The 14,847-nt window shown below is 52.4% G+C and carries 11 protein-coding genes; 4 read left to right on the plus strand and 7 right to left on the minus strand.

Going from position 1 to position 14,847, the window contains the following annotated elements:
• Positions 1 to 48 precede the first annotated feature (48 nt).
• Complete coding sequence (locus tag GOB58_RS01450) at positions 49 to 1,470, plus strand: c-type cytochrome (RefSeq protein WP_173559128.1); 1,422 nt, start codon at positions 49 to 51, stop codon at positions 1,468 to 1,470.
• A 113-nt stretch (positions 1,471 to 1,583) separates the two neighbouring features.
• Here GOB58_RS01450 and GOB58_RS01455 read toward each other — a convergent pair whose 3' ends face one another.
• The 7 genes from GOB58_RS01455 to GOB58_RS01485 form a co-directional block, all read right to left on the minus strand.
• The gene (locus GOB58_RS01455; RefSeq protein ID WP_173559129.1) at positions 1,584 to 2,885 is read right to left on the minus strand and encodes a glycerate kinase type-2 family protein; all 1,302 of its coding nucleotides are present in this window, start codon (positions 2,883 to 2,885) and stop codon (positions 1,584 to 1,586) included.
• A 121-nt stretch (positions 2,886 to 3,006) separates the two neighbouring features.
• On the minus strand, positions 3,007 to 3,864 hold the full coding sequence (gene nadC / locus GOB58_RS01460) for a carboxylating nicotinate-nucleotide diphosphorylase (RefSeq protein ID WP_086635594.1): 858 nt from the start codon (positions 3,862 to 3,864) through the stop codon (positions 3,007 to 3,009).
• A gap of 30 nt (positions 3,865 to 3,894) precedes the next feature.
• Positions 3,895 to 4,890, minus strand: a complete 996-nt coding sequence (nadA, locus tag GOB58_RS01465; RefSeq protein ID WP_173559130.1) for a quinolinate synthase NadA — start codon at positions 4,888 to 4,890, stop codon at positions 3,895 to 3,897.
• A 131-nt stretch (positions 4,891 to 5,021) separates the two neighbouring features.
• On the minus strand, positions 5,022 to 5,555 hold the full coding sequence (locus GOB58_RS01470) for an adenine phosphoribosyltransferase (RefSeq protein WP_086635669.1): 534 nt from the start codon (positions 5,553 to 5,555) through the stop codon (positions 5,022 to 5,024).
• Positions 5,556 to 5,718: 163 nt separating this feature from the next.
• Positions 5,719 to 7,944, minus strand: a complete 2,226-nt coding sequence (locus tag GOB58_RS01475; RefSeq protein ID WP_173559131.1) for a response regulator — start codon at positions 7,942 to 7,944, stop codon at positions 5,719 to 5,721.
• A gap of 75 nt (positions 7,945 to 8,019) precedes the next feature.
• A complete protein-coding gene (locus tag GOB58_RS01480) occupies positions 8,020 to 9,288 on the minus strand; it encodes a multidrug effflux MFS transporter (RefSeq protein ID WP_086553516.1) in 1,269 nt (422 codons plus the stop codon).
• 109 nt (positions 9,289 to 9,397) lie between these two features.
• Positions 9,398 to 10,108 carry a TVP38/TMEM64 family protein gene (locus tag GOB58_RS01485; RefSeq protein WP_143216337.1) on the minus strand — a complete coding sequence of 237 codons (711 nt, stop codon included), beginning with the start codon at positions 10,106 to 10,108 and terminating at the stop codon, positions 9,398 to 9,400.
• Between the two features lie 118 nt (positions 10,109 to 10,226).
• Here GOB58_RS01485 and GOB58_RS01490 point away from each other — a divergent pair, with 118 nt between their 5' ends.
• The 3 genes from GOB58_RS01490 to GOB58_RS01500 all read left to right on the plus strand — a co-directional run bounded on the left by GOB58_RS01490 (position 10,227) and on the right by GOB58_RS01500 (position 14,790).
• On the plus strand, positions 10,227 to 11,288 hold the full coding sequence (locus GOB58_RS01490; protein WP_173559261.1) for a COX15/CtaA family protein: 1,062 nt from the start codon (positions 10,227 to 10,229) through the stop codon (positions 11,286 to 11,288).
• A 129-nt stretch (positions 11,289 to 11,417) separates the two neighbouring features.
• On the plus strand, positions 11,418 to 12,923 hold the full coding sequence (locus GOB58_RS01495; RefSeq protein WP_173559132.1) for a glycosyltransferase family 25 protein: 1,506 nt from the start codon (positions 11,418 to 11,420) through the stop codon (positions 12,921 to 12,923).
• Positions 12,924 to 13,215: 292 nt separating this feature from the next.
• Entirely contained in the window at positions 13,216 to 14,790 is a 1,575-nt protein-coding gene (locus GOB58_RS01500) for a 2-isopropylmalate synthase (protein WP_173559133.1), read from the plus strand.
• Positions 14,791 to 14,847 lie beyond the last annotated feature (57 nt).

Genomic DNA, 14,847 nt, shown 5'->3' on the forward strand with positions numbered 1-14,847 from the left:
ACGAGTCATACAGTACTTCCGCCCTCAAGCACCTCGCGGGGAAACGCAATGATTAAAGGACTCAAAGCAGCTCTTGGAACCGTCTTTGTGGGTCTTCTGGCAGGCACATCGCTCGCCCATGCCCAGAGCACAGACGGTGAGCTGATTAAAAAAGGCGAGTATCTTGCTCGCCTTGGTGACTGCGTAGCCTGTCATACAAGCCTGCATGGTAAGGTTTTTGCCGGTGGCCTGGCTATTCAGACCCCCATTGGCACCATCTACTCCACCAACATCACACCTGATGCGGCAGATGGTATCGGAACGTATACAGAGGAACAGTTTGCTGACGCCGTAAGACGTGGCATTCGTAAGGATGGCAGCACCCTCTACCCTGCTATGCCTTACCCTTCCTTCTCGAACATTCCTGATGACGACATCAAAGCGATGTATGCCTATTTCATGCACGGCGTGAAACCGGTTGCACAGCCTAACAAAGCGGAAGATATTACCTGGCCGCTTTCTATGCGCTGGCCACTGGCCGTATGGCGCATGATGTTCGCCCCGACACCAGCACCCTTTACACCGGCACCAGGTACAAAACCTGATGTTGCCCGTGGCGAATTTATTGTCACAGGCCCCGGACATTGTGGCGCCTGCCATACACCCCGTGGTTTCGCCATGCAGGAAAAAGCAATGAACGCCTCTGGCGGTCCTGTTTACCTGAGCGGCGGTGGCATTATTGATAACTGGATCGCACCAAGCCTGCGCAGTGACCCTGTTCAGGGCATCGGTCGCTGGTCTGAGGACGATATTGTCGAGTTCCTTAAATCAGGCCGTACTGACCATGCAGCTGTGTTCGGTGCCATGGCTGACGTTGTAGGCTGGAGCTCTCAGTATTTCACAGACTCTGACCTGCATGCCATTGCCAGCTACCTGAAATCTCTGCCTGCTGTACCTGCACCTCAGGGTGACTATAAATACGACCCGTCAACAGCACAGGCTCTTGATTCAGGCAACACAGCTATCACAGCCGGCGCAAAAACATATGTTGAACAGTGCGCTATCTGTCACCGTAATGACGGTGGTGGCGTGCCTCGTATGTTCCCGCCACTCGCAGGCAACCCTGCTGTTGTGTCTGACAACCCGACATCTGTCGCGCATATCGTTGTTGATGGTGGCATTCTCCCACCCACCAACTGGGCGCCATCAGCTGTTGCAATGCCAGCTTACAAAACAACGCTATCTGACCAGCAAATCGCTGATGTTGTGAACTTTATCCGCACCTCATGGGGCAATAAAGCACCAGCTAACGTTACAGCTTCTGACATTCAGAAACTGCGCGTTACGCATACGCCAATCGATGCACCAACACGCACATGGGGCAAAGGTGGTGTTGATACCGCAACATGGGGTCTGTTCTATCCACAGCCTTATGGTGCCGGATGGACGTTTGCACCACAGACCCACACGGGTGAAGACGACGCTCAGTAAGACCTGAGCTAAGACATAGTGCTTCTGATTTATCAGGAGCACACGTCAAAAAGCCCCGCGACGAGCAATCATCGCGGGGCTTTTTTTATAGCGGCTATCAGACCGTGCTATAATTATTGTATAAAAATAATCCGTATATCGTTGACATTCACCATAGTCGGGCCGGTTATCACGAGGTCATCCGTCGCGCTGAAATAACTATAACTATCGTGCCCTTTCAAAAAATCAGATGCACTTAACCCAGCCTGCTGTCCCCGCATTAACGTATCCGGGGTAATGATCGCTCCCGCAGCATCTTCCGTGCCATCAATACCATCGCTGTCACCTGCCAGAGCCCATATACCTGCCTCACCTGCCAGAGCCTGAGCAGCAGCAAGCAAAAACTCTGTGTTGCGCCCTCCACGGCCTGCAGCTTCCCCCTTACGAATCGTCACTGTTGTCTCACCACCGCTCAGCAACACAACAGGCCCGGCAACAGGTAAACCATGCTGCCTGACCGAACGCGCCACCCCTGCCAGTACAACACCAGCGGCAGCGCTCTCGCCTTCTATCGCATCACCCAGGATAAGTGATGCAACACCCGCTTTTTCAGCCTTTTCTGCAACGGCTTTTAAAGCCTGAAGCGGTGTTGCGATCATGTGCACCGCGCCATTAACCTGCCGGGCCTGAGTGCGTTTTTTTTCTGTCTCAGCTTCTTTAAACAACGCGACCCGGGCACTGTCAGGCAGCTCAATGCCATAACGCTCAATAATATGCAGAGCCTCCGCCGCTGTGGCGGAAGAGAATATCGTTGGTCCGCTGGCGATAACCCCCGGGTCATCACCGGGCACATCGCTCATGACAAAAGTTTCAACCCTGGCCGGGTAAGCCGCCTGCGCCAGCTTGCCACCTTTAATAGCTGACAAATGACGACGCACAGCATTCATTTCAGAAATTGTCGCCCCTGAACGCAGGAGCGCTTTATTCACACTCTGCTTTTCCTCCAGGGTTACGCCTTGCACCGGAGACACCAGCAGCGACGACCCGCCACCTGAGATCAGCGCAATAACCATGTCCTCAGGGCCGAGCCCCGATACAGCCTTTAAAATAGCCTGAGCTGCCGATTCGCTACGGGCATCAGGTACAGGATGAGAGGCCTCAAGAATAGTAATATGACGTGTTGGCACCGCATGGCCGTCACGGGTAACGACAACGCCTTCAAGGGGCACATCCGGCCAGGCATTTTCAAGGGCAGCAGCCATAGCAGCTGAAGCTTTGCCTGCCCCGACGACAACGCAGCGTCCTTTCGGTTTCTCAGGCAACATGCCAGCCAGAACAAGAGAGGGCTGCACACTGGCAACGGCCTCTTCAAATAACGAGTGCAAAAACTGTCGCACCTGCTGGTCTGACCAGTATGCCGGGGACTGAGGTGACATATGTCTTACTCCTGATCAACACGAATGCTGATACTGTTCCATAAAGCAATGTCAGCTGTCTTGTCGCAAGCGCGTTACAGCACCCGGTCAGGAAATTACATGCGCGTGAGGCGTAAAGTGCTCAGAGTGCCTTTTCGAAATCAAGTCCGAAATCAAGCGCTTTGACAGAATGAGTAAGCCAGCCCAGCGAGAGCAGATCAACCCCGGTCTGCGCAATAGCAGGAGCTGTTTGCGGGGTAATACCGCCTGAAGCCTCAGCAAGAAACCGGCCATCAATACGCTGCACTGCGGCCCTCAGATCATCGGGCGACATATTATCAAGCAGCACAGCATCTATATGCTTTTCGTTCAGAATCGCATCGAGCTGGGCGAGCGTATCAACCTCAACCTCAATTTTGACCATATGCCCTGCCGCTGCCCGTGCGCGTGCCACAGCGGCGCCCACACTACCTGCCAGCGCGATATGATTATCTTTGATCAGAATAGCATCATCAAGGCCCATACGGTGACTAACACCGCCTCCTGCCCGCACAGCATATTTCTGAATCGCGCGAAAACCCGGCAGTGTTTTACGGGTGCAGCAAATCTGTGCTTTTGTACCTGCAACACTACGCACAACCTCCGCTGTGGCAGAGGCAATACCGCTAAGGTGAGAGAGGAAGTTAAGGCCCACACGCTCGCCCGTCAGCACAGCGCGGGCAGAACCTTCAACAACTGCCACAATATCCCCGGCAGCAAGGGTATCTCCCTCAGCTTTCAGCCGTTCAAAATGCAACTGCGGGTCTGTCAGGTGAAAAGACAGACGCATCAGGTCCAGTCCTGCCAGAACGCCTGCTTCACGGCTTCTGACCACAACCCGCACACGATCGCTCTCGCCAATCAGGGCCCCGGTTGTAATATCCCCTCCACGCCCCAGATCTTCAAGCAGACCGGCACGCACCAGAGGTTCAAGCATAATATCGGGCAGAGGGAATAACATCCGGTGATTTCCTGAAAGAAAAAACAGCGATCAGACAGCGAGCATACGCTCAATAGCCAGGCGGGCCGGTTCGGCTACGGCCTCATCTACCGTAACTGGCACAGTCTGCGTTTCGAGCGCATGACGTATTGCCGCAAGTGTAATGCGCTTCATATGCGGGCACAAATTACACGGACGCACGAAGTTAACATCAGGATGCTGCACAGCGAGATTGTCACTCATTGAGCACTCTGTCACCAGCAGTACACGCGATGATTTTTCAGCTGAAGCAACATAATCTGACATACCCGCTGTCGAACCTGAAAAATCAGCCTCAGCCACTACCTCTGGCGGGCATTCAGGATGAGCCAGCACAACAAGGCCGGGGTAAGCTTTGCGCCACTCACGAATTTCTTGCGGGGTAAAGCGCTCATGCACTTCACAATGACCTTTCCAGGTGATGACTTTCACCCCTGTTTCTTTCGCAATATTCTGCGCAAGAAACTCATCAGGGATCATAATCACTTCCTCAACGCCAAGGCTTTCAATCACCTTTTTGGCGTTCCCTGAGGTACAGCAGATGTCACTCTGCGCTTTTACATCAGCAGATGTGTTCACATAGGTCACGACCGGCACACCGGGGTAACGCTGGCGCAAAAGTTTTACATCATCAGCCGTAATCGACTCAGCCAGAGAGCAACCTGCCTCAGCTGAGGGAATAAGGACTGTCTTTGACGGATTAAGTAGCTTGGCTGTTTCAGCCATGAACTCAACCCCGGCCATAACTATAATATCAGCCTCAACGGTCTGTGCCTCACGAGCCAGAGCCAGCGAGTCACCAACAATGTCGGATACACAATGAAAAATTTCCGGTGTCTGATAATTATGCGCCAGAATGACAGCGTTATGCTCCTCCTTCAGTCTGAGGATCGCTGCGACATCATCCGCAAAAGTGGCCCACTCCATAGCAGGAATAACACCCTTTACCCGCTCATAAAGTGCGCTGGCTCTATCCTGCCAGACAAGATCCTGCGAATGCCGGGTCATTATTTTTTTCAACTCCAGAAATCAAAATATTTCCGGAATGTATCGAAGAGTGATCTTTAGCACCAGCCTTTGCCTCACATGCAAGCTGCACTATCATGTGAGGCAGAAACTACAACGCCGTAATGACTGTATCAGTCTTCATATGAAAGCAAAGTTTTTACTGGTATATCAAGCTTCTCGCGGCCGCCGAGGGCTGTCAGCTCGACCAGAAGAGACGCACCGACAACATTGGCTCCGGCCTTGCGCAGCAGAGCGACAGAAGCTGCCAGTGTACCACCGGTTGCCAGCAGATCATCCATCACAACCACCCGCTGACCAGGCTTAATTGCATCAGCCTGAATCTGAAGTGTATCACTGCCATATTCCAGGTCATACGTATGAGAAATTGTCTCACCTGGCAGTTTACCTGGCTTGCGCATCATGAGCAGGCCACAGCCAAGACGGTCGGCCAGAGGAGCCGCGGTCAGAAACCCACGTGATTCAACCGCTGCGAGCATATCAGGCTGCCATGGTGCAACCTGCCGTGCCACACGTGCCATAGCAATCTGCCAGGCATCAGCATCACGCAGAAGAGTCGAAATATCGTAAAACAGAATGCCTGGCTTAGGAAAGTCCGGAATATTGCGAATATAACGCTTAAGATCGATCTCTTCGCGGTTTGTCATGACTTCTCTGTCCCTTCCTGGTGTCTTCTGAGCTGCAGACATAAAAACGGGTGCACCTCACATCCGCCCTGTCATCCCGCCATCGCAATTGCGGGCAGGCCAAGCCGGCACAGGCTCTACCCCGCCACATGGTCATCAGGCAAGAGAAACCCCGTCAAAGCTGTTAGTTTTTATTCAGAGCTGTTGCAACGGCCTGCACCAGTTCCTTTCGTCTAAAAGGTTTGGCCAGATAAGAGGCTCCCTCAACACCACCTGGCAGATTTGCGCTCTCAGATGTCAGCTCACCCGACATATACACCACAGCCAGCCCCGGATTCTGCCCGGAGAGAACCTGTGACAGAGCAAGACCATCAAACGGTGCCGGAAGCTGGATATCGGTAATCAGCAGATCGAGCTTCTCCTGCTGTGTTGCAATTTCTATCGCCTGCTTACCATCTTCAGCCTCAAGAACTTCATGGCCTGCCATCTGCATAATTGTGACAACGATATCACGAATGGCGGCATCATCCTCAACAACAAGAACACGGGCCTGGCAGGCTTCAGTTTTTACCGCCGTGTCTGCAACCAAAACTTTTGTCTCTTCAAGCTTACAGGTTGTTGCAGCACAAGGCAGCCAGAGTGATACAACCGTACCATGGCCTGTGCCGGTCTCAACCATCACACGACCGTTTACCTGCTGTGAAAAGGCCAGAACCATTGGCATCCCCAGGCCAGTCCCGGCTCCCTCCCCTTTGGTAGTAAAAAACGGCTCAAACAAACGATGCAGCACGTCGTCTGTCATACCGCTGCCTGTGTCTGTCACATCAAGACGAACCCAGTTACCGGCAGGCAGCGGCGTCGGGTCTGACACCACCCGTCGGTGGCGGCCCTCCTCAAGTGGCAAACTCATCAGATCTGTGTTCATAGCAAACACGACATTACGGGCTTCGATTTTGAGCTTACCGCCCTTTGTCATGGCATCACGCGCATTGATAGCCAGATTCAACACAGCACTTTCAAGCTGGGCAGGATCAGCTCTGACTGGCCAGACACCAGCCACATCACAACATTCAACCATGATATGAGAGCCGATAACACGGGCCAGCAACCCGTTAAGAAAAGAGAACAAATCCGAAAACATAAGGGAATCCGGCTTCGTGGTCTGCCGGCGCATAAAGCTTAATAACTGTCCGGTCAGTGCCTCTGAGCGACGGGCGGCATGGGTAGCTGCAAAAATATACTCCTGACGACGTGCAATATCTTCAGGCCCTTCATAATCTGTAACCAGTTCAAGATTACCCAGAATAACCGTAAGAAGGTTTTTAAAATCATGAGCAATGCCTGCTGTGAGCTGCCCGAGGGCTCGCAGTTTCTGCGCTTCACCCAGTGCACGCTCACTACGCAGACGCAGGCTGATATCTGCAATTGTCAGCACAAAACCATGGCGCGATGCGGCACCATCTGCCGCGAAAAAAAACGTACGACACACCTCAAGGTCAGCACCATCGGGGCCTTTACACTCTGTAAGGACGGGCGGAACATCCTCACCTCGGTCGAGAAAGGGCTTAATATGGCCAAAAGGCTCAAGAAAAGACATGTTGCCGGCGACCAGCACAGCATTCAGCTCATCATAATGCAGCCCCAGCTTCAGAAAATCTTTCTTAAGCCCGAGGATCAGAGACAGCTGTTCGTTCCAGTGCCACAGGCGCCCGTCAGCACCAAACACAGCCATGCCCAGGCTCAGGCTGTCGAGCGTTGCACGCAGACGAAGTGCCAGGTCACGTGATGAGGCCTCAGCCCTGGCTGCGACAAGTGAAGAACGGTCAAGAACCCACCCAGCAGCAATAAGACTGAGCACACCAGTCAGAACACCCAGCAACAACAAACGCCGCTGCCAGCCCGTGTTACGCAGCATATCTGCCACACGCCCTGCCTGATTAAGGGTACTGACCCGACTGAGAACTGACAGATTTTCATCAAGAGCGGAAAGAAGGCTCTCACCCCCCTGAGGCATTTCTGTAACACCTGAGGGCCAGGCCGCAATAGCCTGCAAATTTTGCCCTACCATATTGAGTGATTCAATACGATTAGCGCCGACACGCTCCTGAACCGACCTGAAAGAGCTATAATCAGATAAAGCGTTTTCGAGCTCACCAATTGCTTTGCTGTAGCAACTGGCATCATCAGGCTTATTCCGGGCAAGCCAGGCATAATAGCAAATACGCGCACGGCTCGTCGCACGGTGCAACGTGCGCAGATAACTGCCCGCCGTTGTGCTCTGGCGGTCAATATTCCCCCGGCGGGCCATCTCGTTACCAAGCTCGATACTCATAGTACCAAAGGTAACAATTAACAAACCTGCACCAATCAGTGCCAGAATATGAGCTCGTCTCGCCGGATGCCGCGCCATAATTTATCGGCTCTTTCTCATTGGTGTCATACCATCATGTGTTAGATAAAATGCATCAGGGATACAGATTTCTGCTTATACCTGATCTTTCTGTGCATCTGGCCGAAAAAAACTAATCACCAGCATAACCACGGTGCCAAACAGCATACAGCAGGCCATTGGCAGAGCTGAAACCGCAGAAAACTGCCCCAGAACAACACCAGCCAGAGCACCCAGCACATACTGCATTGTACCTGCAAGCGCCGTTGCTGCTCCGGCAAGAGCTGCATGGTCAGCCAGTGCTCCCATCATTGCATTAGGATAAATAATGCCGGTTGGTGCCAGGGTCAGCAGCATAGCACCGATAATAAACAGCACAGAATATGGCCGTATCTGAGGGGATGCGTAATACTGGGTCCAGATCACGACAGCAACCAGAAGAGCCGCACCAGCCACCGCAATTTTAATTGCAATGCCTAACAGTTTGCCAGCATCAATGCGCCCGACCAGCATACCATTAACCTGTGAGGCACCAATCATAAACACTGAGAAAAAGCCAAAAAGCATCGAAAACTGCAATGGCGTAAAGCCATACATTTTAATGAACACAAAAGAGGCAGCAGTCAGGTAACTGAACTGCATAAAAGTCGAAAAGCCGGTAATCCATGCATGTGAACTAAACGGACGATTACCCAGCAACATGGCATAACGCCCAAGCAGCGTCTCGACTGACAGCGTATTGCGACGCACTGGCGGAAGTGTTTCAGGCAGCAGAGTAAGAACGAAAAAAACCGAAAAAGCACCGTAAGCGGCCGAAGCCCAGAAAATAACCCGCCAGGAGGTTACCGCCACAACCAGCCCCCCCAGCATGGGAGCCAGAATAGGCACAACCCCCATGACCATAACCAGCCGTGACATCATTTTTGCTCCGGCATTACGATCTGGCACCACATCTCTGACGCAGGCGGTTGGAATAACCAGACTGGCAGAAGCCCCGACAGACGCAACAAAACGCGCAACAGAAAAAGTCACAATATCAGTTGCAAACGCACAGACAGCCGAAGCCAGAGCATAAATAAAGCAACCAATCAGCAGGGGACCTCTGCGGCCAAACCGGTCAGAAAGCGGGCCAACACTGAGCTGCCCAATGGCAAGACCGACAAACCAGATGGAGAGTGTAAGCTGCACGTTGCCTGCACTTGTATGCAACGTCTGCTGCATAGCGGGGAAAGCAGGCAGATAAATGTCTGTTGAAATCGGGCCAACAGCCGTCAGAAACCCCAGCAGCAACACCAGCCAGCCAGGTATTTTTTCACCAAATGGATGACCTGTCGCCGTTTTTTGTGATGTGGAAGCAGAAGCCATACGGCACTCCAGAAATTAACAAAAATTTGCAATTACAAACAAGGCAACTGAAAGCACTACACTATGCTTTCCTGATATTTTTTAAGTAAAACAAACCGTCAGCACCTGATTATAACCTCTCATCGCGAGGAAAGACTTCTTTTTCAGGTGAAACCAGCCTGCCCAGACGCGAGCCACGCCACAACCATACACCTAGCACAGCAGACAAAACGAATAACCCGCCTCCGGCGACAGCCTGCCATGCGGCATCAAAACGAACACCAGCACCAAGTAAAACAGCAACCAGATTCTGAGGCAGCCCCCCAAGAGCTGTCGCCCCCAGAAAAGGGAAAAACCTCATACCTGAGACGCCACCAAAAATATTCAGCAACAATGAGGATCCTACAGGCAAAAGGCGCAGAGTAAGCACACTCAGAAAAGGCTCCTGCCTTACAAGCACATCAATGCGGCTAAAATACTGCCCCATTTTTTCCCGCGCCCATCCAGGCGCTGCCAGGCGTGACCAGTAAAAACCAGCAGCACACCCGGCACACGAAGCTATAGTTGTCAGCCAGATACCCTCGGCCGGCCCGTAGGCCAGGCCTGCAGCAAAACCAGCAATATGCCGGGGCAGACCAAACGCACACCACAAGGTTGCACCACATATAAAGAGGCACCGCCCTCTGAATCCGTGCCGCAAAAGCTCTGTGCTGCTAAAGATATGATCAAAACCCGGCAGATGGCGCAGCATCACAGCGCCCGCCGCCAGCAAACCAAGCATAATAACGGGACGCAGAACTTTTGTAACGGACTGCATGAAGGTGGGCGAAACAAACGTCATGCACCGGCGCTAGCATTTTCTTGCAGGAACCCGCAAGCAGGGTTTAAACCCTTCAAACAGATATCATCCTGATGACACAAAGGCTGCCATGTCCTCTTCTCCGCTCCGTTCTGCCGATATGGCCCCCCATCATCGCCGGTTAATTTCTGGCTGGCTCTTTGTTCTGAGCTTTATGATTCTGGGGATGATAGCCATTGGCGGCATAACCCGCCTGACTGGTTCGGGCCTGTCAATTATGGACTGGCAGCCTGTCAGCGGTTTTATTCCACCTCTGTCGCATGCCGAGTGGGAGAGGCTTTTTGCACTCTATCAGACCATTCCCCAATATCATCTTCAGCATGAAGGATTTGGTCTGGCCGGTTTTCAGAAAATTTTCTGGGCTGAGTGGATTCACCGTTTCTGGGGCCGCCTGATGGGCCTGGTGCTCATTCTGCCACTCAGCTTGTTTATCTATAAAAAAATGATCACCCGGGCTCTGGGTATCAGGCTTTTTATCTTTTTCATTCTGGGTGGTCTTCAGGGTGGTATTGGCTGGGTTATGGTGGCCTCAGGCTTTCGCCCTGGCAGCACAGCTGTCGAACCTGTTAAGCTGGTGCTGCACCTGAGTGCTGCTCTGATTTTATATGTCGCTATTCTCTGGACAGCATTTTCTGTCCGCTGGCCTGCCCCTGCTGCTGAAACTTCAGCTGAGCCCTCAGCTCCTGCACGGCTGGCAAGTGTAATGCTGAAATTTGGGATGGGACTGATTTGCCTGACCATTATTGCCGGTGGCTTTACAGCAGGTACACATGCAGGCTTTGCCTATAATACCTTCCCACTAATGGAGGGGCACCTTATACCCACAAACTATTCTGCATTAAGCCCGATGTGGATGAACTGGATTGCCAACACCGCAGCTGTGCAGTTTGACCACCGGCTGCTGGCAACTCTGACCGCACTGACAATTTTATCAACCCTGGCCATCGGGCTCAAAGCATTTCGCGTGGGGAGTCGCACCCATAATGGTATGATGCTGCTGGGGTGGGCTGTGCTGATACAATATGCCCTTGGCGTGACGACATTGCTGCTGGTGGTGCCTGTATGGGCCGGGGCTGTGCACCAGACCTTTGCCGCAGTTCTGCTCGGGGTTATGCTCTTTGTGCTGCATAGCCTGCGCGACAGACAGGCTCTCTCGGGCTAACGTTCAGGGGGGCCTCACCTCGCCTGACCGATACAGCCAGAAGGCACAGGCCAGCACCCTCATATTTACCTGCTACCTGGCCATCGTGTATCGAACAGAGACAGCACATAAAAGCAGGGAGCATTCCTCTTGGATAAGCAGACGTCTGACCTGACCTCTCTCCTTGAAGATGCTCTGACAGTCAGGCAAAATCTTTCTTTTTACAGAACTCGCGTCAGAGAGCTCTCCCGGCATTGCGACCAGCAGGAAGCCTCACATAACAAAAGAATAAACGATCTTCAGGCTGAAATTCAGAGCCTGCACCAGCAGGCGGAGGCCTCACGCCATGCACTGGCGAGCCTGAAGGCCTCATCATCATGGCGGCTGACAGCACCACTCAGAGTAATAGCCCGACTGGCACATAAGGGGCTGACCTTTGCAAAGCTTCTCGCGACAGGCCGCTTTGCTGACATCCGCACTCTGTTAAAAAAGGCGGGGGTAACACGTCCCTCCGTTAAAGATTGCGCATATACTCCAGGCGCTATCCTCATTCTTTCCCGACCGGATGATACATCCGGCATGGCACGCGCACTTAGTGCCGCTCTGACGGCTGCTGGCTTGAAAGCTGAGACTGTCAGCTCCATGCCAGATATCTGCACAGCACAGTTCTGTTTTGTCATTAACCCGCAAAAGTTTGAGGAACTTCCTCCCGCTACCCACCGGATATGTGTGCAGCCAGCATTTACACCAGGTTCGCTGCCTGAGAACTATGTGGCAATATTAAAAGACTCACGGGCCGTACTGGCAGAATCACAGCAGGAGATAGAAGCTCTTGCACAGCAGGGCATTACCTACCCCTCAGTATTTTATGTGCCAGAACCCGGTAGTGAAGGTGATTTTCACTTTTTTCTCTGTCGCCTGATGATGGCTCTGGGAGCAACAGATTTCTCAGCCCTCTATGATCAATGCGCGCAGCATGAAATAAAAACTCAGCTTATTGCACTCAGCCTGCCCGAAACCTTTGAACGCCATGAATTATTAAAAAGCAAAACCTCTGCCGCGCTGGTGTTTCCTGGTCTGCGTGCCACACCGGGGTGGGTCGGGGCTGCCTGCAGCTTTAAATACCTTGCCAAAAAACTACTTGAGGCCGGGGTCGAACAGGCTCTTATTTTTGAAGATGATGCTGAGTTTACAGAAGGGATGAACCCCGAAGATATTCTCAGCTTTGCTCTGAAAATCCGCCAGGAGCATTGCAGGTGGGATGTCTTTTCGGCCTTCATCTCTGACCTGCACCCTGACGCCATCATCTCCTCAGTGTTTGAGGCAGACGGACGGCAATGTGTTCTGCTTAACCGCATGGTCGGCATGGTGTGCAATGTCTATTCACGCAACGCACTGGCACTAATCGCAGAATGGGATGAAACAAACCCTGATGTCGGACACAACACGATTGACCGTTACCTTGAAGCACATGATGACCTGAAAATCGTCACGACCTGCCCCTTTCTTGTCGGACATAATGAGGAAATGACCTCATCTTTATGGCACGTAAAAAACAGCACTATGAACCATGCCTTCACGACAAGCTCGAACCTGTTATTCGAGAAAATCTGGCAGTTCAGAACAGAGAAAGCTCTTAAACAGGGTAAAGAATAACTCTCACTTCAAATATAATCACGCTGCTTTTACATCATTTCGCGCCAGAAACTGAGTTGCCTTCGGCTCATCATGCCTATATGGTCACCCGCATGAATTCCGTCCCTTTCGCCGCTGACCTGATGTGGTGTGCCATAATGGCGCAGGCGAAACGCGCGTCTCTGACTTCGGACCTCCTCCTACGACTTATCTGCCCCTGAGCGGTCACAGCGGCCTCGTGCCGTCACGCTTAGGGGATAGTGAACTGTAGCCTGCTTTCCGAACTCAGAATCCGTTTACAAGGACATTTCTCATGTCATTCGATCACCCCTCTTTCGGCAAAATAGACGCAAGCCGCGTCATCATCTTCGACACCACCCTGCGTGATGGCGAGCAGTCTCCCGGGTTCTCAATGAACCTGGCTGAAAAACTGCGTATGGCTGAAGCTCTGGCCACACTAGGTGTGGATGTTATTGAGGCAGGCTTTCCGGTCGCCTCAAAAGGGGACTTCGAATCCGTTAATCAGATCGCCCGGCACACGAAAGGGTCTGTCATCTGTGCCCTGGCCCGCACAGGTGGAGCAAAAGATATTGCCGCCGCAGGTGAGGCACTGGCTCAGGCTGAACGCAAACGTATCCACAACTTTATCTCCACCTCTCCGCTGCATATGAAATATAAACTGCGGATGGAGCCGGAGACTGTTCTGGAACTGATTACCACCGGCAATACAGCAGCCCGCAACCTGACAGACGACGTTGAATGGTCAGCCGAAGACGGCTCCCGCACAGACCCTGACTTTCTGTGTCGCTGTGTTGAAGCTGCTATTAAAGCCGGTGCCACAACTATCAACATCCCCGACACCGTAGGCTATGCCACGCCGGAAGACATGCTGCGTATTTTTTCTATGCTGCGTGAGCGCGTACCCGGTGCTGATCAGGTAATTTTCTCAGCTCATAACCATAATGACCTTGGCCTGGCCGTTGCTAACACACTGGCCAGTGTCGAAGGTGGCGCACGCCAGATCGAATGCACTATTAATGGCATTGGTGAACGTGCCGGCAATGCCGCTCTTGAAGAAATCGTTATGGCATTGCGCACCCGCAACGACCAGTACCCGTTCACAACGGGCATCAACACACCTGACCTGCTGAAGGTGTCACGTATGCTGGCAACCATTACCAGCTTTGACGTGCAGCCGAATAAAGCCATTGTTGGCCGTAATGCCTTTGCTCATGAGAGCGGCATCCATCAGGATGGGGTGCTGAAAAATGCCGCAACCTATGAAATCATGACCCCTGAAAGCGTTGGCTGGACCCGCTCATCACTGGTCATGGGCAAGCACTCAGGGCGTGCAGCCTTCCGTGATAAGCTGAAAAGCCTGGGTTACGATAGCCTGGATGATGCCAAGCTGAACGATGCTTTCTCACGCTTTAAAGACCTCGCAGACCGAAAAAAAGCAGTCTACGATGAAGACATCATCGCTCTGGTAGACGACGAAGTACGTGACCATGCACATATTCGTTTTGAACATCTGAAGCTTGCCTCTGTCTCTGGCCAGCCTTCTGACGCAGAGCTGACGCTTAATGTTGAAGGCAAGGTCATCACAAGTCAGGCAATTGGCAACGGTCCGGTTGATGCAGCATTTAATGCACTTCAGGCTGCATTTCCACATGATGCCAGGCTGGCGCTGTTCTCAGTCGCTGCTGTAACTGAAGGAACAGATGCTCAGGCCCGTACGTCAGTCAGACTTGAAGAAGACGGAAAAATGGTTGATGGCCAGGGCGCTGATGCAGACACGGTTGTCTCTGCCGTGCGGGCCTACGTTCATGCACTGAACAAATTACTGATCAAACGTGACCGTACGGAGCCAGAAGCACTTACAGTCTGAGCTGATTATACCGGGGGTAAAGCCCTCTCCCCCGGTATAGAAAACAATTGTTAATGT

This window comes from Acetobacter thailandicus, from assembly GCF_011516655.1.
GTDB classification, from domain to species: domain Bacteria; phylum Pseudomonadota; class Alphaproteobacteria; order Acetobacterales; family Acetobacteraceae; genus Acetobacter; species Acetobacter thailandicus.